Origin of the sequence: Mesorhizobium sp. B2-6-2 (assembly GCF_006440615.1) — a bacterium.
Lineage (GTDB): Bacteria > Pseudomonadota > Alphaproteobacteria > Rhizobiales > Rhizobiaceae > Mesorhizobium.
In genome coordinates this window covers 33,298-57,823 of record NZ_VFUG01000020.1, presented here as the reverse complement: position 1 = coordinate 57,823, position 24,526 = coordinate 33,298, and the positions used below count along the sequence as shown (strand labels likewise).

At 63.7% G+C, this 24,526-nt stretch carries 21 protein-coding genes; 10 read left to right on the top strand and 11 right to left on the bottom strand.

The annotated features are described in order from the left end of the window. Positions 1 to 2 precede the first annotated feature (2 nt). Together FJ419_RS26365 and FJ419_RS26360 are read right to left on the bottom strand one after the other, a co-directional pair. Positions 3 to 1,220, bottom strand: coding sequence for a sulfotransferase (locus FJ419_RS26365; RefSeq protein WP_140700171.1), 1,218 nt, complete (start codon positions 1,218 to 1,220; stop codon positions 3 to 5). Then, positions 1,220 to 2,161, bottom strand: a complete 942-nt coding sequence (locus FJ419_RS26360) for a type III polyketide synthase (RefSeq protein ID WP_246679399.1) — start codon at positions 2,159 to 2,161, stop codon at positions 1,220 to 1,222. Before FJ419_RS26360 ends, FJ419_RS26365 begins: the two co-directional genes overlap by 1 nt. Here FJ419_RS26360 and FJ419_RS31305 point away from each other — a divergent pair. Next, a complete protein-coding gene (locus FJ419_RS31305; protein WP_246679394.1) occupies positions 2,135 to 3,301 on the top strand; it encodes a class I SAM-dependent methyltransferase in 1,167 nt (388 codons plus the stop codon). The genes FJ419_RS26360 and FJ419_RS31305 overlap by 27 nt on opposite strands. Then, positions 3,298 to 4,470 (top strand): NAD(P)/FAD-dependent oxidoreductase, encoded by a 1,173-nt coding sequence (locus FJ419_RS26350; RefSeq protein ID WP_140700167.1) that lies wholly within the window; start codon positions 3,298 to 3,300, stop codon positions 4,468 to 4,470. Before FJ419_RS31305 ends, FJ419_RS26350 begins: the two co-directional genes overlap by 4 nt. A 203-nt stretch (positions 4,471 to 4,673) precedes the next feature. Here the strand turns inward: FJ419_RS26350 and FJ419_RS26345 are convergent, their stop codons facing one another. Then, positions 4,674 to 6,599: an LTA synthase family protein gene (locus tag FJ419_RS26345; protein WP_140700165.1), complete on the bottom strand. Its 1,926-nt coding sequence runs from the start codon at positions 6,597 to 6,599 to the stop codon at positions 4,674 to 4,676. A gap of 276 nt (positions 6,600 to 6,875) precedes the next feature. Here FJ419_RS26345 and fabD point away from each other — a divergent pair, with 276 nt between their 5' ends. The 7 genes from fabD (at position 6,876) to gmk (ending at position 13,831) form a co-directional block, all read left to right on the top strand. Then, positions 6,876 to 7,829, top strand: a complete 954-nt coding sequence (gene fabD, locus FJ419_RS26340) for an ACP S-malonyltransferase (protein WP_140700163.1) — start codon at positions 6,876 to 6,878, stop codon at positions 7,827 to 7,829. 220 nt (positions 7,830 to 8,049) lie between these two features. Beyond that, positions 8,050 to 8,787: a 3-oxoacyl-[acyl-carrier-protein] reductase gene (fabG, locus tag FJ419_RS26335; RefSeq protein WP_140700161.1), complete on the top strand. Its 738-nt coding sequence runs from the start codon at positions 8,050 to 8,052 to the stop codon at positions 8,785 to 8,787. Positions 8,788 to 8,985: 198 nt separating this feature from the next. Then, entirely contained in the window at positions 8,986 to 9,222 is a 237-nt protein-coding gene (locus FJ419_RS26330; RefSeq protein WP_006203723.1) for an acyl carrier protein, read from the top strand. 34 nt (positions 9,223 to 9,256) lie between these two features. Beyond that, the gene (gene fabF, locus FJ419_RS26325) at positions 9,257 to 10,519 is read left to right on the top strand and encodes a beta-ketoacyl-ACP synthase II (RefSeq protein WP_095767010.1); all 1,263 of its coding nucleotides are present in this window, start codon (positions 9,257 to 9,259) and stop codon (positions 10,517 to 10,519) included. 243 nt (positions 10,520 to 10,762) lie between these two features. After that, on the top strand, positions 10,763 to 11,953 hold the full coding sequence (gene mltG, locus FJ419_RS26320; RefSeq protein ID WP_246679393.1) for an endolytic transglycosylase MltG: 1,191 nt from the start codon (positions 10,763 to 10,765) through the stop codon (positions 11,951 to 11,953). Between the two features lie 308 nt (positions 11,954 to 12,261). Next, positions 12,262 to 13,152, top strand: coding sequence for a YicC/YloC family endoribonuclease (locus FJ419_RS26315; protein WP_140700155.1), 891 nt, complete (start codon positions 12,262 to 12,264; stop codon positions 13,150 to 13,152). Between the two features lie 4 nt (positions 13,153 to 13,156). Continuing rightward, complete coding sequence (gene gmk / locus FJ419_RS26310; RefSeq protein ID WP_095767013.1) at positions 13,157 to 13,831, top strand: guanylate kinase; 675 nt, start codon at positions 13,157 to 13,159, stop codon at positions 13,829 to 13,831. A gap of 29 nt (positions 13,832 to 13,860) precedes the next feature. Here the strand turns inward: gmk and FJ419_RS26305 are convergent, their stop codons facing one another. The 8 genes from FJ419_RS26305 to lptF form a co-directional block, all read right to left on the bottom strand. Further along, complete coding sequence (locus FJ419_RS26305; RefSeq protein ID WP_140700152.1) at positions 13,861 to 14,154, bottom strand: type II toxin-antitoxin system RelE/ParE family toxin; 294 nt, start codon at positions 14,152 to 14,154, stop codon at positions 13,861 to 13,863. Further along, the gene (locus FJ419_RS26300) at positions 14,151 to 14,459 is read right to left on the bottom strand and encodes a type II toxin-antitoxin system RelB/DinJ family antitoxin (protein ID WP_140700148.1); all 309 of its coding nucleotides are present in this window, start codon (positions 14,457 to 14,459) and stop codon (positions 14,151 to 14,153) included. Before FJ419_RS26300 ends, FJ419_RS26305 begins: the two co-directional genes overlap by 4 nt. 185 nt (positions 14,460 to 14,644) lie before the next feature. After that, positions 14,645 to 15,490, bottom strand: a complete 846-nt coding sequence (gene rsmA / locus FJ419_RS26295; protein WP_140700145.1) for a 16S rRNA (adenine(1518)-N(6)/adenine(1519)-N(6))-dimethyltransferase RsmA — start codon at positions 15,488 to 15,490, stop codon at positions 14,645 to 14,647. A 7-nt stretch (positions 15,491 to 15,497) separates the two neighbouring features. Then, a complete protein-coding gene (gene pdxA / locus FJ419_RS26290) occupies positions 15,498 to 16,532 on the bottom strand; it encodes a 4-hydroxythreonine-4-phosphate dehydrogenase PdxA (protein WP_140700142.1) in 1,035 nt (344 codons plus the stop codon). A 263-nt stretch (positions 16,533 to 16,795) separates the two neighbouring features. Then, positions 16,796 to 17,716 carry a peptidylprolyl isomerase gene (locus tag FJ419_RS26285; RefSeq protein ID WP_140700139.1) on the bottom strand — a complete coding sequence of 307 codons (921 nt, stop codon included), beginning with the start codon at positions 17,714 to 17,716 and terminating at the stop codon, positions 16,796 to 16,798. 234 nt (positions 17,717 to 17,950) lie between these two features. Continuing rightward, the gene (locus tag FJ419_RS26280) at positions 17,951 to 20,362 is read right to left on the bottom strand and encodes an LPS-assembly protein LptD (RefSeq protein WP_181170814.1); all 2,412 of its coding nucleotides are present in this window, start codon (positions 20,360 to 20,362) and stop codon (positions 17,951 to 17,953) included. Beyond that, a complete protein-coding gene (lptG, locus tag FJ419_RS26275; protein WP_140540859.1) occupies positions 20,362 to 21,444 on the bottom strand; it encodes an LPS export ABC transporter permease LptG in 1,083 nt (360 codons plus the stop codon). Before lptG ends, FJ419_RS26280 begins: the two co-directional genes overlap by 1 nt. 2 nt (positions 21,445 to 21,446) lie before the next feature. Continuing rightward, complete coding sequence (gene lptF / locus FJ419_RS26270) at positions 21,447 to 22,643, bottom strand: LPS export ABC transporter permease LptF (protein ID WP_140700133.1); 1,197 nt, start codon at positions 22,641 to 22,643, stop codon at positions 21,447 to 21,449. 377 nt (positions 22,644 to 23,020) lie between these two features. On the opposite strand from lptF, the gene FJ419_RS26265 reads away from it, so the two are divergent. Continuing rightward, positions 23,021 to 24,523, top strand: coding sequence for a leucyl aminopeptidase (locus FJ419_RS26265; RefSeq protein ID WP_140700130.1), 1,503 nt, complete (start codon positions 23,021 to 23,023; stop codon positions 24,521 to 24,523). The last annotated feature ends 3 nt before the right edge of the window (positions 24,524 to 24,526 follow it).

Below are 24,526 nucleotides of genomic sequence, written 5' to 3'. Positions count from 1 at the left end.
TGTCATCCAATGCGCGGTTGGCTGTCAATATTGAGCGTCCCGGGAGCCAGCACAGGCACATGCCCGAAATTGGAAGCGAGCGGTTCGAGGCGGGCTACGCGCGCTTTCTGCCCTTCCGTCAGGTCGGGATGGCGGTTGCGCGGCTGTTTGCCGAACGTCGCGGCGACTTGCAGCATGCGGTCCTCGCAGCCGTGGGAGAATGGCAGGCCCAGTTCGCGGTAGATCCGCTTCATCTCGCCCATCGGATCGGCAATCAGATCCTGTAACCTCACCTCGGCGAGGTCGGCGGCTGGAATCCGGGTTCTATCAGCCAGATAGCGCATCTCCGTCGCGAGATATTCGCAGGCGATGATCTCTTCCTGCTCGTGCTCGGGCAGCGGCGGCTGCAGGGCGAACGCACGCTGCAACTCGCGCGTCAGAACAAGGTTGGACCGGAACACCGCTTCCGGCGAGCGCGAGATGTGGACAAACTTGGCGCCCGGGAACAGGTCCAAAAGGTGGCGGACGCGCGCCGTGTGGCTCGGCGACTTGAGCAGAAGTCGCCGCCCTCCGGCGACGAGCGTGAGCTTCTGGACGAAGGCGAATTGATGTGAGCGCCAGCGGCTCAGCTCTTGCGCCGAGAGCGAGTCGAGATTCTGGTATCGATTGAAGAAGGCTTGCCGGCGGGGAAGCACGGCGCGTCCCGCCAGGATCGACATTCCACCCAGATTGTTCAATGCGAAGTCGTCCTCCGCCGGCAGCCTGGCGCCAACCGGCACGACCGCGTCGAGGCGCGTCAACGGCAGCAAGGGCACGAAAAGATAGCGCAGCAAGGCCCAGCCAAGGACGAATGTCTGAGGCGCCAGGACCTGCGGCCAGCCTGGCGATCTCAGGTCCGGGTCCGCCGACAGCAGGTTCTGCAAAAAAGTCGTCCCGGAGCGGAAGTAGCCAAGAACGAACACAGGCGCGTTATCCGGTTCCATCTGGGGAGGCCGCAGCCGCAGCCATGCCCCAAGGATCACGCGCTCCGGCAGGGAGGCGATCGTGTTGATGCCCGAAATCAGGAGCAGGAGCACCAGGCGCGGCCAATAAACGGGAGGCAGCCGGCCTTCCGCACGCCATACGACGCGCAACACGGCGTCAAGAGGTGCCACACACATGAAGTGCGGATACGGCAAGTAGGGCACCAGCCAACGGGCTGCGAAAGCACGGACGCGGTGCCGGATGGCGTTCGACTTCATCAGGCAGTCCGGAACATCATGGTCTCGGTGGTCAATCCCGGCCCGAAGGCCATGCCGCAGCCGAGCAAGCCCGACGGCTCTTTAAGCATTTCGGCCATCGCGAACATTACGGTGGCCGACGACATGTTGCCGTATTGCCGGAGCACTTCGCGCGATGCGGCGAGCGCGGTCGGCCTCAGTTCGAGTGCCCGCTCGACCGCGTCGAGCACCGAGCGGCCGCCGGGATGGACCGCCCACAAATCGATCTCCTTGGCGGGCCTGCCGCCGAGGATGGCCGGATGCTCGTTGCGCAGCGTCTCACGGACGGCACCGGGAACCTGGCCGGACAGCACCATGTCAAAGCCGTCGTCGCGGATATTCCAGCTCATCAGCTCCTTGCGCTCCGCTGCCACGATCGCGTGGAAGCTTTCGAGCAGGATGCCGTGCGGCTCGGCTGTCACCAGCGAGGCCGCGCAACCGTCGCCCCATAGACAGAACGAGATCAGCTTCTCGAGCTCCGTGGCTTCCTTGAAATGCAGCGTGCACAATTCGATGTTGACGATCAGCACGCGGGCCTTCGGGTCCGATCGCACGATGTGGCGCGACAGCTTCAAGGCGTTGATGGCGGCATAGCATCCCATGAAGCCGATGATGGTGCGCTCGACCGACGTCGACAGGCCGCATCGCTGCACCAGTTCCAGGTCGATGCCGGGCGCCGAAAAGCCGGTGCAGCTCGTCACGATCAAATGCGTGATCTGCGAGCGCTCGTCGTTGGCCAGAAGTCTGTCGACGGCCCGTTGCGCGAGCTCCGGTGCGGCGGCTTCGTACATCCGCATACGCATTGCGGTGCTGGCGAACGAGCCTCTGACCGAGGTTCCGTCGCGGTCGATTGCCCCGCCGCGCGGATCGTCGGCAGGCGCAAAGCAGGAATAGCGATGCTCGATCCCTGCCAGAGCGACCATTCGCTCGAAGAGCGCAAGGCGCTGCGCATCGTTTTCAAGCAGCGAGGCTCCATAGCCGAGAAAGAACCGATGCACGTCATGTTCGGGGACACGCGTGGCAATGCCGTTCAGATACGCTTGAGGGGACAAAATAGCTCCGAGAATGAGCCCAATCGGGTCTCAAATGAGCGCAATCGGGCTCATAAGAGGTCTGCGAATTGGAGAAGTGTTCCTAAGGTAAACGCCTGCATAGAGCATTTTATTGCGCGGTGCCGATATTTCTCATTAGCAAACTGTGATATCAGCCGCCGATCTCGCATGAAGGGACCCGGCTTTCTTCGCTATCCGGGTTGGGCTCAAATGCGGGTTCCGCGACCAGCAGCGCGCGGCCATGAAGGTACGACCGAATTCTATTTGCCAGATTGCCGGCTGAAGCCTAGATTTCCGATCCATCGCATGACCGACATAGACATCCGGCATCTGGAGCCAGAACTCCTTGACGGCCTCCCGGCTGACGATCCCCGTGCGATTGCATCCCGTCGTGATCTCGTTCGCATCAATGCATTGATGTTCCAGGCCAGGATCATGGCATCGCTGATGCGGCAAAACGTGCAAAAGCCGCCGCTGCGCATCCTCGAAATAGGCGCCGGCGACGGAAAGTTCATGCTGGCGGTGGCGCGGCTGATGGCGCGCCATTGGCCCGACGTCGAGATCGTCATGGTCGACAGGATCGGCCTAATAGGCGAGGACTTGCGCAGGTCCTTCGCCGAATTGGGCTGGCGGGCGCAGCCCGTGACTGCGGATCTGTTCGATTGGACCCAGGACAGGCCCTTCGACCTTGTTTGCGCCAACCTTATCCTCCACCACTTCGACGACATCCGTCTGCAGGAGCTGTTTTCTCGGATGATGACGATGGCCCCGATGCTCGTCGCCACGGAGCCGTTGAGAGCCAAGGTGCCGCTTGTGGCGACACGGTTCCTGCGATTGATCGGCGCCTGCGCGGTAACGCTGAATGATGCAGCGCAAAGTGTGCGCGCCGGTTTTCGCGGCACGGAACTTTCACAATTGTGGCAACTGTCGGGTGGAACGCCCGTGATGGAGGGCCGCAGAGGCCTGTTCACGCAAGGATTTGTCGGCGCCAGCACGCCCGACACGAAATGATGCACGACGCAATTGTCATCGGTGCCGGCCCTGCCGGCAGTTCCACCGCCATAGCACTCGCCCAACATGGTTGGTCGGTGGCAATGGTGGAGAAGGTGGTATTTCCTCGCCGCAAGGTCTGCGGCGAATTCATGTCGGGCACCAGCCTTGCCTTGCTCGATCAACTGGGCGTCGGCGAGAGCTGGCGCGCGGAAGCCGGCCCTCAAATAAGGCGTGTCGGGTTCTTTTCGGGCGATGTCTCGGCGCAGGCGCGAATGCCGGGCGCCAAGACGGGTCTCGGCCGCGCGCTCGGCCGCGATCGTCTGGACACCATCCTGCTGCAGGCCGCCGAACGTGCGGGTGTCGAGATCCTCCAGCCTTGCAAGGCAGTCGCCATCCGCCGGCGCGATGACTTGCAATTTCTGACTGTGGAGTCGGACCAGCAACAGAAGCTGCTCAGCACACCTGTCATCATTGCCGCGCACGGATCCTGGGAAACCGGGAAACTTCCGAGCCAGCTTGAAAGAACGAGCCAACCTTCCGATCTTTTCGGCTTCAAGGCGCATTTTACCGGCGCCGCGCTGGCGCCCGATCTGATGCCGCTGCTGGTATTCCCCGGCGGATATGGCGGGATGGTAACTGCGGACCATGGCCGGGTTTCAATCTCCTGCTGTATCCGCCGCGATGTTCTGTCCGGGCTGCGCCGGCGCTTTGGAAATATTGCGGCGGCGGATGCGGTATCGCGCCACGTCCTGGACTCGTGCCGAGGCGTGCGAACTGCGCTGGCAGGTGCCGAATTGGATGGCCCATGGCTGGCTGCGGGGCCGATTCATCCCGGCATCCGGGCCGGCTACGATCAGGGCATCTTCCGTGTCGGCAATATCGCGGGCGAATCGCATCCTGTCATCGCCGAAGGGATTTCGATGGCGCTGCAATCGGGCTGGCTGCTTGCGCGAGAACTGATCGCATCGGGCAAAGGTCACGAGGACCGCGACGCCGCCGGGCATCGCTACGAACGCGAATGGCGTCGGCAATTCTCGACCCGTCTGCGTGCCGCGGCCTTGATCGCCAAAATAGCGCTTGGGCCAGGTGGCGCGTCGGCCATGCGCGCCGTGATCAAGAATTTTCCGGCCGCTTTGACTCTTGGCGCTCGGCTGAGTGGAAAAGTCCAGCCCGTTCCAGGCTTTTGACTTCTAGTGCGTTTCACCGTTTCACGGAAACGGCGAAACGCCCTGTCTCTTTGTTTTTTAGGCAATTCCGGACGGAAAACCGCTCACACTTTTCCTGGAATTGCTCTAAATCGCAGCGACAAAACTTTTCCAAAGCCCGGCATCGAAGCATCGTTTCCCGCCACGGACCGGGATAGCCGCGATCGGCTGTGACCGCGCTCAGCTCAGCTTGTATGCGCGACCAGCCTGTTCACCGTCTCGGGGAAGAAGTCGGGCGCCGAGAGCCGCTTGCCGAACATCATGTCGTATTGGATGAGCCGGAAATCGTTGATCTTCGGATCGATCTGCTTCTGCCTCGCCCAATCCGGCGTTGCTTCGCCCACGGGCGACAGGAGCAGGTTGCGGTCGACCACCCGGTAGTGTTCGCGCAGCGCGCCGAGGAAGCCGGTGTAATAGGGGTGGCTGATGCCTGCCGTGGTCAGGATATGGTAGGGCAGGAAGGCCGGGCTCACCGAGCCAATGTTCTCGACCGGACCGGAGCGGTTCGACCAGATGACCAAAGGCGTGTCGTGGTGTTCGAGCGCGGCGACCGCCGGCTCCTTGCGCGGCGCGACATTGTCCTTGAGGAAGCCGGTCTCGACATACACAGGTCCGAGCGGCGGCAGATGGTCGCCGAAGAAGGCGATGATGGTCGGCCGCTGGCGGGCCTTCGCCCAGTCGATCAGGCGCTGCAGGCCGCGGTCGGCGTCGGCCGACCCCTCGGCATAGGAAAGCAGCGATTCCCGCGCCCAGGAACTGATCGGCGCGTCGATCGAATGCGTCGGGTTGTAGTAGCGGTAGGGCTCGTAAGGACCGTGGTTCTGCAGACTGACGGCGAACAGGAACACCGGATCGTCGCTGGCGTCGGCCTCGCGGATGATCTCGTCGGTCATCGCCGCGTCGGAAGCCAGCGGCCCGCGCTTTTCCATCGGCGGCAGCGTCTCTTCGGAGCGAAAGTCGTTGAAGCCGAAATCGGCATAGACGGCGCCGCGGTTCCAGAACCAGTTGGTGCCGGGATGGATGGCGCGCGCCCGGTAGCCCTGGCTCTTCAGGAAGGTCGCCAGCGACGGCGTCGGGGTGCGCACATATTGCTGATAGGGGATCGAGCCGGCCGGCAGGAAGGCGTTGGAAAAGCCGGTCAGCGCCTCGAACTCGATATTGGCCGTCATGCCCCCGAACTCGGGCGAGAACATCGAGCCGGAGCGCAACGCCCTGACCGTCGGGATCGGGTCGGGCTTGATGGTGACGCCGGGCAGATGCGTCGGATCCCAGAAGGATTCGCTCATCACCACCACGATATCCGGCTTCTCGTCCGGCACGGAAGCGGCGACGTCGGGGCGCTGGATCGCGGCCATCGTCTTCTCGGAATAGCCGGGCGGCGCCGCGACATGCGCCATCGGCACGTTCATCGCGAAGGCCAGCGCAAAGCCGTTGGAGGCGTAGTTCTCCTTCTGGTCCCACATGATCGGGATGATCTGCAGCCGGTCGCGCGTCCACGAGAAGGTGGCGTAGTCCATGATCGAGACGAAGAAGGCGAGCAGCGGCACGGCAAGCGCCAGCCGCGCCAGGCGGCCCTTGCGGCTGAGGATGGGCACTCGCCGGCGCCAGGTCCGCCAGCCGTAGACGAGCAGCGTCAGGCCACCGACGATGCCGACCGCCAGCATGACGGCCGTCCACGGGCGCTCGCGCACCAGAAGCGGCATCAGCGCCACGATCTGGCGGGCAAACAGGAAATCCGTGGGATAGAGCGGGTCGCCGAGGTAACGCGATTTCTGGTGGCCGACAAAGGCCAGCGCCAGCGTCAGCGGCGCCACGATCATCAGGCTCTGGTGGCTGCGGCCGAGTATGGCGTCCAGTCCGAGCAGCACCAGGGCGAAGACGATGATGGTGGTCCAGCCGGGCTTGAAGGGCTGCATGAAGAAATCGACTGTGCCGAAGAAATCGCCGCGTACGATCAGCTCGATCGCGAAGACGAGCAGGGCTGAGGCAAGAAGCGTCGACAGGCCGTAGCGTACGGTCGGCCAGGCTCGTCCCGGCAGATAGCCGGTGGACGGATCGTCTTCCAAAAATTGCGGCGCGGGTTTGGCCGCGCCTTTCCTGATCCTTGCCACTTTGCTTCCCCGGCCCTTGTCACGCGTCTTCCACTCGCGTCACGCTACTGTCATCGAAATGTCACGCAAAGCTAGCGCCTGTGGCGGAAATAAGAAGAGCCAGCAAACTAAACGTGAGCGGTTTTCATCAGGTGTGATCAAGTAAAAGGCCTTTTGGAACAGGCAGTCAGCCGGTTCTTCCGGCCGAAATGCAGGCCGAAGAGACGCCTGCGGGCTTGACTTGGCTGTCCGCCTTGCGCCAGAGGCAGACAAAATCAGCCTCTGGAGAGACCTCAAATGGCCGTCGCATTCACCTTTCCGGGACAGGGCAGCCAGGCCGTCGGCATGGGTAAGGACCTCGCCGATGCATTCCCCGAAGCACGCCGCGTCTTCGAGGAAGTGGACGCCGCGCTCGGCGAAAAACTGTCGAAACTCATCTGGGAAGGACCGGAAGAGACGCTGACGCTGACCGCCAACGCCCAGCCGGCGCTGATGGCGGTGTCGCTGGCGGCGATGCGCGCGCTCGAAGCGCGCGGCTTCTCTTTGAAGGACAAGGTGGCTTATGTCGCCGGCCATTCGCTTGGTGAATATTCCGCGCTTGCCGCGGCCGGCTTCGTTTCGGTCGGTGACGCGGCGCGGCTACTTCGGACCCGCGGCAACGCCATGCAGGCGGCGGTGCCGGCCGGCGAGGGCGCCATGGCCGCGATCATCGGGCTGGAACAGGCCGACGTCGAGTCCGCTTGCGCCGAGGCAGCTCGCGAGGTCGGCAACGGCTCCGTCTGCCAGGTCGCCAACGACAATGGCGGCGGCCAGCTGGTGATCTCCGGCGCCAGGCCGGCGGTCGAGCTGGCGGCGAAGCTGTGCACCGAAAAAGGCGCCAAGCGGGCGCTGATGCTGCAGGTTTCCGCCCCCTTTCATTCGGCGCTGATGACGCCGGCCGCCGACATCATGCGCGAGGCACTGGCCGGTGTCGCGAAATCCGCGCCGGTGGTTCCGATCGTCTCGAACGTCACCGTAACCCCGACCAGCGACCCCGATGAGATCGCCCGCCGCTTGGTCGAGCAGGTGGTCGCCCGCGTGCGTTGGCGAGAGACGGTGGAATGGTTTGGCGCCAACGGCGTCGCGAGCCTCTATGAAGTCGGCGCAGGCAGGGTGCTGTCGGGCCTGGCGCGCCGCATCAACCGCGACATCGCCACCGGCGCCATCGGCACGGCGGCGGAGGTCGAGGCGGCGCTGGCGGCGCTTGGCTAGGAACCTATCATAGGTGCGATATGGTCAGATCAAAGCCAAGGCGGAGCAAGGTCCAGCGCTCGCGAGACCGTGAGGACTATCGCCTCGCAGCTGAGGTCGTGAAGAGCATCGGGCTTGGACAGGAAAATATCCTTAATGCCGAAGATTTCTGGCACGGTTTGGACGATTTAACGTATACGGAACGCGCATCGCCTGTGGCGCGCAAAAATGAGGTTGGAAAATGTTCGAACTGACCGGCCGCAAGGCGCTCGTCACCGGTGCATCGGGAGGCATCGGCGAGGCGATCGCCAGGGTGCTGCACAGCCAGGGCGCGATCGTCGGCCTGCACGGCACCCGTGTGGAGAAGCTGGAAGCCTTGGCGGGCGAATTGGGCGACCGCGTAAAACTGTTTCCGGCGGACCTGACGAACCGCGACGCGGTCAAGGCGCTCGGCCAGAAAGCGGAGGCCGATCTCGAGGGCGTCGACATCCTGGTTAACAATGCCGGCATCACCAAGGACGGCCTGTTCGTGCGCATATCGGACGCCGACTGGGATTCTGTGATCGAGGTCAACCTCACCGCCGTGTTCCGGCTGACCCGCGAGCTGACCCATCCGATGATGCGCCGCCGCCATGGCCGCATCATCAACATCACCTCGGTGGTCGGCGTCACCGGCAATCCCGGCCAGACCAATTACTGCGCCTCCAAGGCAGGCATGATCGGCTTTTCCAAGTCGCTGGCGCAGGAGATCGCCACCCGCAACATCACCGTCAACTGCGTCGCCCCGGGCTTCATAGAATCGGCCATGACCGACAAGCTCAACGACAAGCAGAAAGAGACGATCATGGCCGCGATCCCGACCCGGCGCATGGGCACCAGTGTTGAAGTGGCGTCCGCCGTCGCTTATCTCGCCTCAAACGAGGCGGCCTATGTCACCGGCCAGACCATTCACGTCAACGGCGGCATGGCAATGATCTGAGGCAGGGCGGGCGCCTGTGAAAACAGCCATTTCGGCTTGGACGCCCGTCATTTTTCGTGTAATGCGGCCCGCAACCCGGCGGTTCGGGCAAAAACCGGTCCTGTGGCGTTGCGTTGCCCGCAAGACCATCTTTCAGCTTGATTAGCGGCATTCCGCCCGCTAACGAAGATAGACAACCTAAGACGAGGATTGCCCCAAATGAGTGACACCGCAGAGCGCGTCAAGAAGATCGTCATCGAGCATCTCGGCGTCGACGCCGACAAGGTGACGGAACAGGCGAGCTTCATCGACGATCTGGGCGCGGACAGCCTCGACACGGTTGAACTCGTCATGGCGTTCGAAGAAGAGTTCGGCGTCGAGATTCCGGACGATGCGGCCGAGACCATCCTCACCGTCGGCGACGCCGTCAAGTATATCGACAAGGCCTCGGCCTGAGTTCTTTCGCAGGCATCACCGGGGAGGACCTGCGATGAGGCGTGTCGTCGTCACGGGCCTTGGCCTGCTTTCGCCGTTCGGCATGGGCGTCGAGCATAGCTGGCGGGAATTGCTCTCCGGCCGCAGCGCCTGCCGGCGCGTCACCGAATTCGAGGTGGACGATCTTGCCTGCAAGATCGCCCACATCATTCCGCGCGGCGACGGCTCGAACGGCACCTTCAATCCGGAGGCAGTGCTCGAGCCGAAGGAACTGCGCAAGATCGGCGAGTTCATCCTCTACGGCATCGCGGCAGCCGACGAGGCGCTGGCCGATTCCGGCTGGAAGCCCGAGACACATGAGGACCAGTGCGCCACCGGCGTTCTGATCGGCTCCGGCATCGGCGGCATCGACGGCATCGCCGAGAACGCGATGATCCTGAAGGAACGCGGTCCGCGCCGCATCAGCCCCTTCTTCATCCCCGGACAGATCATCAACCTGGTTTCTGGCCAGGTTTCCATCCGCCACGGACTGAAAGGCCCGAACCATGCGGTGGTCACCGCCTGCTCGACCGGCGCGCACGCCATTGGCGACGCCGCCCGGCTGATCATGTGGGGCGATGCCGATGTGATGCTGGCCGGCGGCGCCGAGGCGCCGGTCACCCGGCTGTCGATTGCCGGCTTCGCCGCCTGCCGGGCGCTGTCCACCGAGCGCAATGACAGCCCCGAGACAGCTTCGCGTCCCTACGATCGCGACCGCGACGGCTTCGTCATGGGCGAGGGCGCGGGCGTTGTCGTCCTGGAAGAGCTGGAGCACGCCAAGGCGCGCGGTGCCAAGATTTATGCCGAGGTCACCGGCTATGGCCTGACCGGCGATGCCCACCATATCACCGCGCCGGCCGAAGATGGCGATGGCGCCTTCCGCTGCATGATGGCGGCGCTGAACCGGGCGAAACTCTCGCCGGCCGACGTCGACTACATCAACGCGCACGGCACCTCGACCATGGCCGACACGATCGAGCTCGGCGCCGTCGAGCGGCTGGTCGGCAATGCCGCCTCGAAGATCTCGATGTCGTCGACCAAGTCGTCGATCGGCCATCTGCTCGGCGCCGCGGGTGCCGCGGAAGCGATCTTCTCGATCCTCGCCATCCGCGACAACGTCGCGCCGGCAACCATCAATCTCGACAATCCGGAACGCGAGACGGCGATCGATCTCGTGCCGAACAAGCCGCGCCAGCGCCAGATCGATGTCGCGCTGTCGAATTCCTTCGGCTTCGGCGGCACCAACGCCTCGCTCGTGTTCCAGCGCTACAATGGCTGAAAGGCCAACCCGGGCAATCCCGGGAAGGGTGCTCAGCGCCTTTCCGCCCGGGATTGCCCGGAAATCCACAACCAGCCGGCAGGCCCGCCATCTGCCGTCATTTTTGCCAAATTCTCCCCTAGTTTGTAGCTAGGGGATTCGTTGCAAGATCAGACGGTAGGGCGCGCCATGAGCACAAATCCTGGGAGCACAAATCCGGGCGGCGACGGGGATTTCGCACGGCAGGGCACAAAGGTGCCGATCATGCCGAAGACCGCGGCCGAGGCGTTGCGCCCGGAAGCCGGCACGCCGCCGCCGTCGAAGCGCTCGCGCGCCTCGCGCAGCCAGTTCGTCGTGTTCCTGAATTTCTTTCTCTCCATGGTTATCCTTGCGGTGCTCGCCTCAGGTGCGGCGCTCTATTTCGGCATGCAGGCTTTCGTCGAGCCCGGCCCGTCCGCCAATGGCGACACCTTCATGATCAAGCCGAACACCGGCGTGCAGGAAATTGCCGACCAGCTGGAACGCCGCAGCCTGATCAGCGATGCCCGCATCTTCCGGCTCGGCGTGCGCGCCACGGGCAATGAATCGGCGCTCAAGGCTGGCGAATACGCCATCAAGCCGCGCGCCTCGATGCGCGACATCATGGAGCTCTTCAAGAGCGGCAAGTCGGTGATGTACTCGCTCACCATTCCCGAAGGGCTGACGGTCGAGCAGGCGCTGCAGCGCGTCGCCGATCAGGAGGCGCTCACCGGCGACATGCCGCCGACCTTGCCGCCGGAAGGTACCATCGCCACCGACACGCTGCGCTTCACCCGCGGCGCCACCAGGCAGCAAATGGTCGACAAGCTGGTCGCCGACCAGAAGAAGCTGGTCGAGGATGTCTGGTCGCATCGCGCGGCCGACCTGCCGATCGCCAACATCGACGACTTCGTCACGCTCGCCTCGATCGTCGAGAAGGAAACGGGCAGGAGCGACGAGCGCTCCCGCGTCGCCGCGGTGTTCCTCAACCGCCTGGCCAAGGGCATGCGGCTGCAGTCCGACCCGACCATCATTTACGGCCTGTTCGGCGGCAAGGGAAAGCCGGCGGACCGGCCGATCTACCAGTCGGACCTCGACAAGCAGACGCCCTACAACACCTACATGATCAAGGGCCTGCCGCCGACGCCGATCGCCAATCCGGGCCGCGCGGCGCTCGAAGCGGTCGCCAATCCGTCCAAGACCGACGACCTCTATTTCGTCGCCGACGGCAATGGCGGCCATGTCTTTGCAGCGACGCTGGAAGAGCACAACCAGAACGTCGCCCGTTACCGAGCGCTGCAGAAGAAGCAGGCTGATGCCGCCGCCAAGGCCTCCGGCCAGACGACGGCGCCGGCAGGCCCCGATGGCAACGCCGACAGCAGCGACGCCGGGGCCAATGGCGAGAATGGCGACGCCGGCGGCGACGACGCGCAATAGGCGCCATGCATGTCGCCCAAAAGTGCGCAGCGGTTTTGGGAAAAACGACATGCATCGAAACTCACTGCATGTCGCCCAAAAGTGCGCAGCGGTTTTGGGAAAAACGACATGCATCGAAACTCACTGCATGTCACCCAAAAGTGCGCAGCGGTTTTGGGAAAAACGACATGCACCACACAGAAGCACGCGTCCTTTGACGCGAGGCCATATTCATGTTTTGAGGGGGCGCCGGCCGATCGTCCGGCGATTTTTGGGCGCGCAGCGCTGGGCAATGCATGCCTTGGCTGCGACAAGGGGACGACAGGGCAATGAGCCTGCAAAGCATGACCGGTTTTGCGCGGTGCGCCGCTGAAAGCGAGGGCACCTCGATCGCCTGGGAGGTGAAATCGGTGAACGGCAAGAGCGCCGAGGTGAGGCTGAGGTTACCGCAAGGTTTCGACCGGCTGGAGACCGCCGTCCGGCAGACCGTTCAGAAGCGTTTCGCGCGCGGCAATTTCCAAGCGACGTTGACCGTCGGCCGCGCCGCCGCACGGCAAATCCAGCCGGTGGTCAACGAGGCGTTCCTCAGGGACCTGGCAGGGCTGGCCAAGCGTTTGCAGGAGCAGTTTGGCACCGAGCCCGCCACCGCCGACGGCTTGCTCTCCCTGCGCGGTGTGCTGGACATTCCCGAAGCGGTGGAGACGGAGGAGGAGCGGGCCGCTCTCGACGCGGCGGTCCTGTCTGCGCTTGCGATGGCGCTCGCCGGACTGGAGCAGGCGCGCCGCAGCGAGGGCGCGGCGCTGGGCGCGCTTCTCGCCGGTCATGTCGATATCATCGAGGCGCTGACGCTGAAGGCCGAAGCCGATCCCTCGCGCGAGCCCGCGGCAATCCGCGAGCGTATCGCCGAGCAGGTGCGCCTGTTGACGGATGCTTCGGCCAATCTCGACGCCGTCCGACTGCACCAGGAAGCGGCCTTCCTCGCCACCAAGGCCGACATCCGCGAGGAGATCGACCGGCTGAAGACGCATGTCGCTTCGGCGCGCGCGCTGCTCAAAAGCGGCGCCGCCGTTGGCCGCAAGCTCGATTTTCTGGCGCAGGAATTCAATCGCGAATCGAATACCTTGTGCTCCAAGTCGAACGCCGCCGCGGTCACTGCGATCGGGCTGGAGCTCAAGGCGGTGGTCGACCAGTTTCGCGAGCAGGTCCAGAATCTGGAGTGACGGGATGGTTGCCAAGGAGCCGACGGCCGCCAGGGATCTGGGGTCCCGCATCCGCCGCCGCGGATTGATGCTGGTGCTGTCGTCGCCGTCGGGCGCCGGCAAGTCGACGATCGCGCGCAATCTTCTCGAAAGCGATGGAAGTCTCGAGCTTTCGGTCTCCGTCACGACAAGGCCGCGCCGCGGCTCGGAGATCGAGGGCGTCCACTACCACTTCCGCACCATGCGCGAGTTCGAGCGGCTGCGCGATTCCGATGCGCTGCTGGAATGGGCCGAAGTGCACGGCAATTGCTATGCGACGCCGCGCGAGCCGGCGGAAATCGCGCTGGCCGAAGGCCGCGACATGCTGTTCGATATCGATTGGCAGGGTGCCCAGCAGCTCAAGGAGAAGATGCGCGCCGACATCGTCTCGATCTTCATCCTGCCGCCGTCGATGAAGGAATTAAAGGCGCGCCTGAAGCGCCGCGCCGAGGACCAGGAATCGGTCATCGAGACCAGGTTGAAGAACGCCCGCCTCGAGATCGAGCATTGGAAGGAATACGACTTCGTCATCGTCAACGACGATCTCGACCGCGCCTTCGCCGAGGTCCGCGCCATCGTCACGGCGGAACGGCTTCGCCGCGACAGGCGGCCGGGGCTGTTCGACTTCATTTCGGGATTGCTGGACGAGAAGACGGGGTGAGGCTGACTGGACAAGTCGAATAAATAGCGTCAGCTGCCTGCAAGGTCGTCCGGCCAACGCTGTGCTCCGTGAAGCACGCGCAGAATTCGTATCCTGCTCTCAGCTATCTGATAGGCCGCGACATATGGCGTGCCGACGATGACAAGCTCTCGTGTTCCAGCAAGCCTGCCGGTACGGCCGCTCTCCGGAAAATCACGGAGACGGCCTACTGCGGCGACGATCCGCTCATCGATCGCGACCGCAGCGGTGGGGTTGTCAGCCTCGATATGCGTGAATATCCCATCGCGATCCGAAAGCGCGAATGCCGACCATGTAATCCTCAAGATTTAGGCTCATTGACTTTGCGACGCGCTGCAGCGCGTCTTTCGGCAAAATGCGCCTCGGCTTGATCGTCGGGAATGTCGGCTCGGGTGTCGTCCAGAGCCTCGCGCACCTTGGCGCGAAACCACACATCATAAGCCTCGCTGTTTGCGAGCAGATCGATGGGCAGCGCGCCCTCGTTGGCGGTTCGGGTAAGGAGTATCCGCACCGCATCCGAGACCGTAAGTCCCATGCTTTCGAGCACCGCGGAAGCCCGATCCCGGATATCTGCGTCGATACGCGTCTGGACAAGTGCGTTCGTTGACATGGCTAGCTCCTTTGCCATGAATGTAATGCGTTTGAATGACGGTTGCCAGCGCAACTTCCCCCTTCCGTCGACGGAGGGAGGGTGACCCCCAAGGACCTGATGAATAGGGAGCGCCATACTTTTGCAGCTCGCGCCGCCCCTCATCTGCCTGCCGGCACTTCTGCCCGTAAACGGGGAGAAGAGAGCTACACCGCGTTGGTCAACCTTACAAACTCTTCCACGCTGAGCGTCTCCGCCCGCCGCGTCGGGTCGATGCCGGCCCGTAGCAGCAGCGCCTCGCCGCCAAGGCTCTTCACGCTTTGCCTGAGCATCTTGCGGCGCTGGCCGAAGGCGGCCTCGGTGACCCGGCCCAATTTCCTGGCATCCACGGGCAGGGGAGATAAGCGTGGCACCAGATGCACCACCGATGAGGTGACCTTCGGCGGCGGCGTGAATGCCTGCGGCGGCACGTCGAAGGCGATCTTCGCCTCGGTGCGCCAGCCGGCCAGGACGCCGAGCCGGCCATAGCCGTCGCTGTCCGGGACCGCCGTGATGCGCTCCGCCACCTCGCGCTGGAACATCAGCGTCATCGATTGGTAAAAGGGCGGCCAATCGGCCACCGTCAGCCAGCGGATCAGAAGCTCGGTGCCGATATTGTAGGGCAGGTTGGCAATGATCTTCACCGGCCCGCCGTTCGCCGCGCCGGCAAGCGCGGCAAAATCCGTCTTCAACGCATCGCCGGGAATGACCTCCAGGCGACCGGGATAATGGCTGGAGACCTCGGCCAGCGCTTCGAGGCAGCGCTCGTCGCGCTCGATGGCGATCACGCGCCGCGCGCCGTTGAAGAGAAGCGCCCGCGTCAGTCCGCCCGGACCCGGGCCGACCTCGATCACCGTCGCCTCGCCGAGATCGCCGGCGGCGCGCGCGATCTTGCCTGTCAGGTTGAGGTCGAGCAGAAAATTCTGCCCGAGCGCCTTCTTGGCCTGCAGGCCATGCCGCTCGATCACCTCGCGCAGCGGCGGCAACCCGTCGATTGTGGTGCGCCCGCTCAATGGAACCTCACGCGGCAGTGGCCTGCCGTCCGCTGTCGGCCAGCCGGCGCGCCAGCCTTAGCGCGGCGATCAGGCTGTCGGCGCGCGCAATACCCTTGCCGGCAATATCGAAAGCGGTGCCGTGATCGGGCGAGGTTCGGATAAAGGGCAGGCCCAGGGTCACGTTCACCGCCTCGTCGAAGGCTAAGGTCTTGGCCGGGATCAGCGCCTGGTCGTGATACATGCAGAGCGCCGCGTCATAGGAAGCGCGCGCGCGCGGATGAAACATCGTGTCGGCCGGCAGCGGTCCGATCGCGTCGATCCCTTCCGCCTTGAGCATCTCGACGGCCGGGGTCACGATCGCAGCATCCTCCAGGCCCATGGCGCCGCCTTCGCCGGCATGCGGGTTGAGCCCGGCGATCGCAAGCTTCGGCCGCGCGATGCCGAAGCGGGTCTCGAGATCGGCGGCGGTGATGCGCGCGGTCGCGACGATCAGCTCCGTCGTGAGCAGCTTCGGCACGTCGGCCAAAGCGATGTGGATGGTCACCGGAACGGTGCGCAGATCCGGTCCCGCCAGCAACATCACCGGCGTCACGTCCCTGCCAGTGTGGCGCGAAGCCAGATGCGCCAGATATTCGGTGTGGCCGGGAAAGCCAAATCCGGCATCATAGAGCGGCTTCTTGGCGATCGGGCAGGTGACTATCGCCGCTGCGTGACCCGCGAGACAATCGGCGACGGCGCGGTCGATGGCTTCGATGGTGCCGGCGGCGTTGGCCGGGTTCGGCTCTCCCGGGCTGTCGAAATGACGCGCATCGAGCGGAACGACAGGCAGAGCCCGGGCAAAGTGGTGCGCCGCCTGTCCGGGCAAGGTCTCGACGATCGTCACATTCGCGCCGACCAGGCGGGCGCGGGCCTCGATCAAAGCGGGGTCGGCAAGCAGGTAGAAGGGCGGCACACCCGCGCTGTCGCCAGCCTGCCAGGCGGCAATGGCGATCTCGGGCCCGATGCCCGAGGGATCGCCGACACTGAGCGCCAGCGGCGCGTGGGTCTTCTGCGTGCTCATGCGGTCGGCTGGCTGCGGTATCGCACGCTTGTCGCTCAGAGCATGATGCCGAAAAGTATGCAGCGGTCTTCGGGCGATATCATGCTTCGTTTCTTCGGTTTAGAGACGGATTCGGATTCCGGATCGGACCGACCTGAAATCATCCGGCTCTAGAGCATGATGCCGAAAAGTGTGGAGCGGTTTTCGGACGACATCATGCTCTATCTCTTTGATTTAGAGCCGGATTCAGATTTCGGGTCGGACCGACCTGAAATCATCCGGCTCTAGCGTTCGACGATCTTGGCCTTCTGGCGCAGCTCGGCGACATATTTCTTGCTGAGCTCGTCGGCGTCCTTGTCGTTGCTGCCTTCGGCCTGGAACACCATCTGCGCGGCCTTGTCGTCGGAAACCTCGCGCGAGGAGCAGATGCCGATGAACTCGACGCCGCGCTCGGTCTCGCGCGTCGGCGTCGCGGCGCCGACCTTGGTCGCCTTGATCTGCTCGGCCCAGTCGGACGGCAATTGCGGCGCCAGCACGCGGCCGAGGTCGCGCACGGTGACGTCGATCAGGCCCTTGGCGAATTCCCGCGTGGTGCTGCAGCCGCTGAAGCGGGCGCGCATGGCGTCGGCCTCGCGCTTGCGCTTGGCGAGCGTGCCGGCGCGCTCCGATGCCGGCACCACGAAGATCACCTGCTGCAGCATGTATTCCGTCGCGGTCGGCTTGGCGCCGCCCTTGTCGAGCATGCGCCGCACGGCGTCCTGCTCGGTCACCGAGCCGCCTTCGCCGGAGCGGTAGCGCGCGCTGAGCGCCTGGTTCCAGGCCATCTGGGCACGGATGAATTCCTTGAAATGTTCCTCGGTGACGCCCGACTGCGTCATGATCGCGTCGAGTTTCGCCAGCGGCATCTTGTTGCCCGAGGCGAAGCGCTGGTAGGCGGCGTCGACCTGCTGGTCGGTGATGCGGATGCCGAGCCGCTTGGCCTCGGCCAGCCGCAGCGTCTGGTCGATCATCTCCTGCGCGGCATCGCCCTTCTTGTGCTGCAGCTTGAAGAAGGCGGCGCGGTGCGCGATGTCGCCGGTGGTGATCGGCATGTTGTTGACGACATACTTGATCTCAGCGGCGAAAGCAGGCCGCACGACAGCTGTGACCGAAATCGAGGCCGCCACCAGAAGCGCGAATCCCGCTGAAAACAGGTATTTCCTCATCTTACCTTCCTAATTTTCCCCATCCCGATTTTCCGCCATCGCGGCGCTGCGCGTCCTCCGAACGCCTGCGCGATGCAGTCGACCCCATGCCCATCTTATGCGGCGAAACGATGTCGCCGGCGCATGGCCCCGGGAAACGCGCCCATTTTCGAAGGAACACGCTCCAAATCAAGACCAAAGCCCATCAGCGCCCCAGCCGGCGCACGGCTCGGAGACCGCGCGCCCGCCGCTTGATCACTGGATGGTATCGACCGCGCTTGTTGACGAACCGAAATCGCCGAGCGTGCGGAACGACAGGTTGAAACCGATGTTCTGCGACACTTCCTTGGTGACGGTGTCGCGCGTCTGCGAATACGTCATGATGTAAGTGAAGCAGGTATCGTTGTAGGCGAAGCCGACGCCGTCCTTGACCAGCACATTTGTCTCGATGTCGTAAGTGCCGGTGCCGAACAGGCGCCAGTTCTGCGCCAGATGGGTCGAAGCGCCGAGCGTGAGCTCGTGTCGGTCGGTGGTGAACCCATAGAGCGGCTGCGCCTCGATGAAGGCATATTTGGCGCTGAGCGATATCGGCAGGCTGGAATAGGCGGCCTTCACTTCGGCGCGCCTGACCTCGAAAGTCTGCTCGTCGAAACGCCCGCTCAGCGAGCCGGAGAAACCGCTCGGGCTGTTGAAGCCGACAAGGCCGACATAATCCGAGGTCCGCTTGTCCAGGCCGGACTCGGCCGTAACGTTGACGAGATCGGGTGCGGTGAAAGAGTTCTCGCCCGCGAGCTGATAGGATTGGCCGAAGATGGCGTTCGTGGCCCAGCCATTGTCATAGGCGCCTGAATACCGGAAGCCGACATTGGCGCGCGTGCCGCCTTCTATGCGGTCATAGCCCGAGAATTTGTCGCGCTCGAACAGCGTGGTGGCGTCGAAGACGAAGCTCTGCGCGTCTTCGTTCGGGACGGCCAGCCCGCCGACATATTGCTCGTTCGGACGCACGAAGACCTGCGCCGTCGGCTCCAGGACGTGGCTGGAACTTGTCATCGAGAACAACAGCGGCCATCGCGCCTCGAGGCCGAGGGTCGCCATGTAGCGGGCAAGCGAGGAACGCATGTCCTCGCCGGGTGTGCCCACCACGGGATTGTTAGCCATCGACGTAATTGCGTCAAGCGAAGCCGAATTCGCGTTGACATAGCCGGCGTCGCCACGGAACGCCAGCAATGGCGTCAGTTGCAGGCCGTCGTCGGTAGTGAAGGTACGCTTCCATTCGGCTTCCGCCGACAGCCGGCTTGATTGGCCCTCTATACCCGGAACGCGTAGAACCGAGCCTCCGTCAAGAGTTTCGTCCAGCCGGTTGCGACTGATAACACGAGCGTTAACGTTGAACGACAACTGGCCGCCGGCCACCGACGTGTCGGGGATATAGGCGTAGTCGAGAGACGGCAGCACCCAGGGCTGCTTGGCGGAACGCGCCGTCGGATCGCTGGAAAGCGTGTCTTCCTGCACCTCGAAGCGCATGGCGCGAACGTCGAAATAATTGCGGTCGCTCAAGCCCGTCAGATAGATCGACGACTGGTGGACGAGGTCGTTGTAGCCTTCGATGTTGTAGGTGCGCGAGAAATTCTTGTCGGTCTGGAGCAGCACGTCCCAGCCGAAGTCCCAGCGCTCGTTGATGGCGAACTGGCCCTTGGTGCCCATCATGCCGCGGAACTTGTTCGGATCGTTAAAATCACCCGAATCGACAGTGGGGCGATTGCCCGTGCCGATGAACGCGTTCGGATCCTGCTGATTGATGCCGGCGATCTTCAGCGTGTACTGGCCGTTGTTGAAGCGCTGGCGCCACTCGGCCTCGCCGAGGAAACCCTGCTTGGTATAGCCGCTGCCGGTGACGGTCAGGTCATAGGTCGGAGACAGGGCGAAGTAATACGGGACTTTGACGCCGACGCCGAGATGGTTGTTGTAGACGATGCCGGGGATCAGGAAGCCGCTCTTGTGCTTCACCGTCGGGTCGGCGATCTCGAAGGCGGGCAGATAGGCGAGCGGGTAGCCGAAGAATTCGAAATTCGAGTTCTCGAAGCGGACCGTCTTCTTCTCGCCGTTCCAGATGATCTTTCGCGCCTTGATGCGCCAGGTCGGCGCTTTGTCCGGCTTGTCCTCGCAAGGTTCGCAGGCGGTGTAGACGCCGTTGTGGAAGGTGGTGAGCACGCCGCCCATGCGCTCCGCGCTCTCGGCGGCGAAATAGGCTTTGTCTATCGTCTCGACGCGCAACGCGTTGAGAAAGCCGTCGGCGAAGTCGTCGGTGATGTCGATATGGTCGGAATTGACCTTGGTGCCGTCGCTGTTGATCAACTCGACGGCGCCGCTGGCGACAAGGCGCTTGGTGTCGCGGTTGTACACCACGCGCTGGGCGACCAGCTTGTTGCCGCCATAGTCGATCTGCACGCCGCCGACGGCCGTCACCGTGTGCTTGTCGTTGTCATAGACAAGCGTATCGGCGGCCAGCAGCATCTGCGTGCCGGAAGGGACGGACTTGGCAGTGATCTGCTGCGCCAGCGCGGATGCCGTCGGCACCGCGCAAGCGAACAGACACGCCAAGGCAGTCGCCCCATAGAGGCGTGCCAAACCGGCCTGCCTATGGCTGCGCAAAACCGCCTCCCTCACTAGCCGTCTTCCTTGTATAGCAGAAACGTCACCCCAAAGAACATAGCCACGACAACCGGAACCCATGCAGCCACCACAGTAGGCACGAATCCGGCTACACCGAATGCCTTGACCAGTACCGAAACGACATAAAGCAGAAAGCCGGCCACGACGCCACCCAGAATCATCGTTGCCGACTGTCCCATCCGTGCAAATCGCATTGAAACCGTTGCAGCAATCAGCGTCATGGCGACGAGAAGGAACGGCAAGGCGACCAGCGAATCAAACTGCATGGCGAAGGCGTTTGCCTTGAGCCCGAAGGAACGGGCAACCTCGATCTTGCGCGGCAGCTCGTAGAAGGGGATGGTTTCCGGGCGCGCCAGGCGCTCCTGCACGAATTCCGGCTTGAGATTGGTCGGCACCCTGTCGGACGCCAGCGCCTGGATATTGCCCCCCTTGAAGACCTTTACGTCCTGCAATTCCCAATAGCCGTCGCGCAGGAAGGCTTTGGCTGCATCCTTGCGTTCGGCGATGTTGCCCTGCGGGTCGAGGATGAAAAACACCGCGTCCGCCATCTCCAGCCCCTGATTGAGGATGGCGCGGGCGCCGATGATGGTGTCGCCCGATTCGGTCTTCTGCCTGAGCCAGGGCGTGACGTTGGTCGTCACGGCGTTCGACTTGCCGGCCCTGAGGTCGTTCTCCATCTGCTCGGACCAGGAAAAGCCATGCGCTGCGATCGGATTGATCACGGCGACCGACAGCACGCCGAACATCAGCGCGCCGACGCAGCACGGAAACAGGAACTGCCAGGCCGAGACGCCGGCCGAGCGGGCGATCACCAGCTCGTAGCGGCGGTTGAGCGACACCAGCGTTGCCATTGCCGAGAACAGTCCGACGAACGGCACCGTCTGCAGCATGATCATCGGCATCCTGAGCGCCGAAATGGCGAAGGCTGTGCCGTAGGTGAAGCCGGGCAGCCCGGTCGTGCGGCCGGAAAGCTCGGTAAAGTCGATCAGGAACACCAGCGCCAGCAGGCCGAGGAAGAACCAGAAGGTGATCGAGACGTAACGGAAAAAGAAATAACGGCCCAGCGTCCAGCCCATGGTCAGGCTCCCTGGCCGGAAGTGCGCCGGGCGAGCCAGAGCTTGAATGTTGTCCAGTTGTCGCCGGCACGCTTGGCAAGGCCCGTCAGCCAGTCTGCCCAGCTGACCGGCAATTCCATGGTGCGAGACGATACGATGAACCAGATCGAGACCGCGGAGGCGATGAGCGGTATGGCGTAGAGCAGGTAGACATAGTACCAGACCCTGTCGGCCTTGCCTGCTGCGAAGAAGCCCAGCCATCGCACGAAAAGCGCTATCGCGATTGCCGTGATCAGCGGATTGATGCGCGCCTCCCGGTGCGAGCGCGCGTCGCCCGCAACGGCAAGCGCGATCAGCGCGAACACCAGCGAATAGGACCATTCGGCGAGGCGCTGGTTGAGCTCCGCCCGGTAGCTGCCCGGGTCGCGCTGGAACATCTTGTCGTTGGGGTCCGGATTGAGCAGATATTGCGTCGTGCGGTCCTTGGGCAAAAGCGTGATGTCGTTCGCCGCCGACATGAACGCCGACATATCGAAGGCATAGGAGGTGAAGCGGATGACGGAGAGGTCGCCGGTCACCGATTTGCGGTTGATGACGCCGTCATTCATCATCAGCACCTTCTCGTCGCCCTTTTCGACGATGCTGCCGGTCTTGGCGTAGTAGGTCAGGCTGGCGCCTTCCTCGCGCGAATCGGCCACGAAGATGCCGCCGAGCCGGTTGCCGGGAAGCCGCTCGCCAACCTGCAGGAACAGGCCTTCGTCGATCTTGCGGAACGTGCCTTCCTGGATGATCAGCGACAGAAGGTCGGCACGCGATGCTGCCACCAGCTGGCGGTTCTTCTGCCTGGCGTAGGGATCGATGGCGTTGTCGACGATGAAGGAAAACGCGCAAGCCGCTATCGCGAGCAGCAGGATCGGTCGCGCGATCGTCCAGCGCGAGGCGCCGGCGGCGCCGAGCACGGCGAGCTCCGAATCGGTGTTCATGGCGCTCAGCGTCTGCGCCACCGCCACCACCAGGGCGAACGGCACCACGATTGGGATGATCGAGGGGATGATGAGTGCCGCGACTTCGAAAAAAGTCAGCGCCGACTGGCCATTGTCGGTAACGAGGTCGATCTTGGCCAGAACCTGCGTGGTCCACACGATCGCCAGCGTCCAGACCAGCGCCGCGAGGAACATCGTCAGCGCGCGGCGCATGATGTAGCGTTCAACGACCTTCATGAAGGCTTTTCTCGATTTTGCCGAACGGCATCATGCCCGCCGACAAAGTAGTGATCCGGCGGCGCCCGCACAACTGCGTCATGGGCGGCTCGCTCCGGTTTGTCGCCCCACGCCACGTGCCCCGGCGTGGCGGAGTCTCCGCGCCAATGAATAAGAAATGCAAAACATCGATGGTTAACAGCAGGTTGCGGCAGCAAACTAAGGTCGTGCCGAGGCGAATCCTTTGTCTATGGTGGCGCCGATATAGACCGCGATTTCGGCCAAAGTCTTGCCAAATGGCGGAAAACGACCAAATGTCGCGCACGCTTGCCAAACCTCTCGCCCGTTGAAAATTACCTTTGCCGGCACCTTACGGCCATCCCCGAAAGCAGGACCTGATGACGTCGAGACCATCCATTTCCTTCGCCAAATTCGCCGCGCCTAAAAAGGGCAGCGTCTTCGTCTTCGCGGCCGATGACGGCGGGCTCGGCGAGGCGGCGAAGGCCTGCGACCCGGCTGGTGCATTGGCTCGCGCCTTTCCGGTCGCCGATTTCTCCGGCAAATTCGCAAGCTCGGCCGAGGTGCTGGCGCCGGAAGGAACGCCGGTCGACCGGCTGGTGGCGGTCGGCGCCGGCAAGGTCTCGAGCCTCGACGACAATGCCTGGCTGAAGCTCGGTGGCGCCGTTGCCGCTTCGCTGCGCAAGGCGACCGAGGTGGCCGTCATCCTCGATCTGCCGGAGCTGCAGCCCGACGGTCGCCTGGCGGCGAGCCTTGCCGCGGGCATCCTGCTGCGCAGCTATTCCTTCGACAAATACAAGACCAGGAAGGACAAGGAAGACGGCCAATCCGACGCAAAGGCGGGCAAGCCCGCCAAGGTAACCATTCACTGCGCCGATCCCGCTGCCGCCAAGAAGGCTTTCGCCGGCGAGGAAGCGGTGGTCGAAGGCGTGCTGCTTGCGCGCGATCTGGTCAACGAGCCGGCCAATGCGCTTGGGCCCGTCGAATTCGCCGAGCGCGTCAAGGCGCTGGAGCAGCTCGGCGTCGAGGTAGAGGTCCTGGCTGAAAAGGAGATGAAGAAGCTCGGCATGGGCTCGCTGCTCGGCGTCGCGCAAGGCTCGCCGCGCGGCGCGCGCCTGGCTGTGATGCGCTGGAACGGCGGCAAGGCCAAGGGCGCGCCGCTCGCCTTCATCGGCAAGGGCGTCACCTTCGACACCGGCGGCAATTCGATGAAGCCGGCCTCCGGCATGGAGGACATGAAGGGCGACATGGGTGGTGCCGCCGCCGTCACCGGGCTGATGCACGCGCTCGCGGCGCGCAAGGCGAAGGCCAATGTGGTCGGCGTCATCGGCCTAGTCGAGAACGCCGTCGACGGCCACGCCCAGCGTCCCGGCGACATCGTCACCTCGATGTCAGGCCAAACGATCGAGGTGCTCAACACCGATGCGGAAGGCCGCCTCGTTCTGGCCGACGCGCTCTGGTACGCCAACGACCGTTTCAAGCCGAAATTCATGATCAACCTGGCGACGCTTACTGGCGCCGTCATGGTGGCGCTCGGCCAGCATTATGCCGGCCTTTTCTCCAACAATGACGAGCTTGCCGGCCGGCTTTTCGGCGCCGGCCAGGCATCGCAGGAGCGGCTATGGCGCATGCCGCTCGGACCCGAATACGACAAGCTGATCGATTCCAAGAACGCCGACATGAAGAACATCGGCGGCCGCTATGGCGGCGCCATCATCGCCGCGCAGTTCCTGCAGCGCTTCGTCAAGGACACGCCCTGGGCGCATCTCGACATCGCCGGCACCGCGATGGGCGCGCCGTCGAGCGAGATCAACCAGTCCTGGGGCTCGGGTTTCGGCGTGAGGCTGCTCGATAGGCTGGTCCGCGACCACTATGAGGGTTAGGTT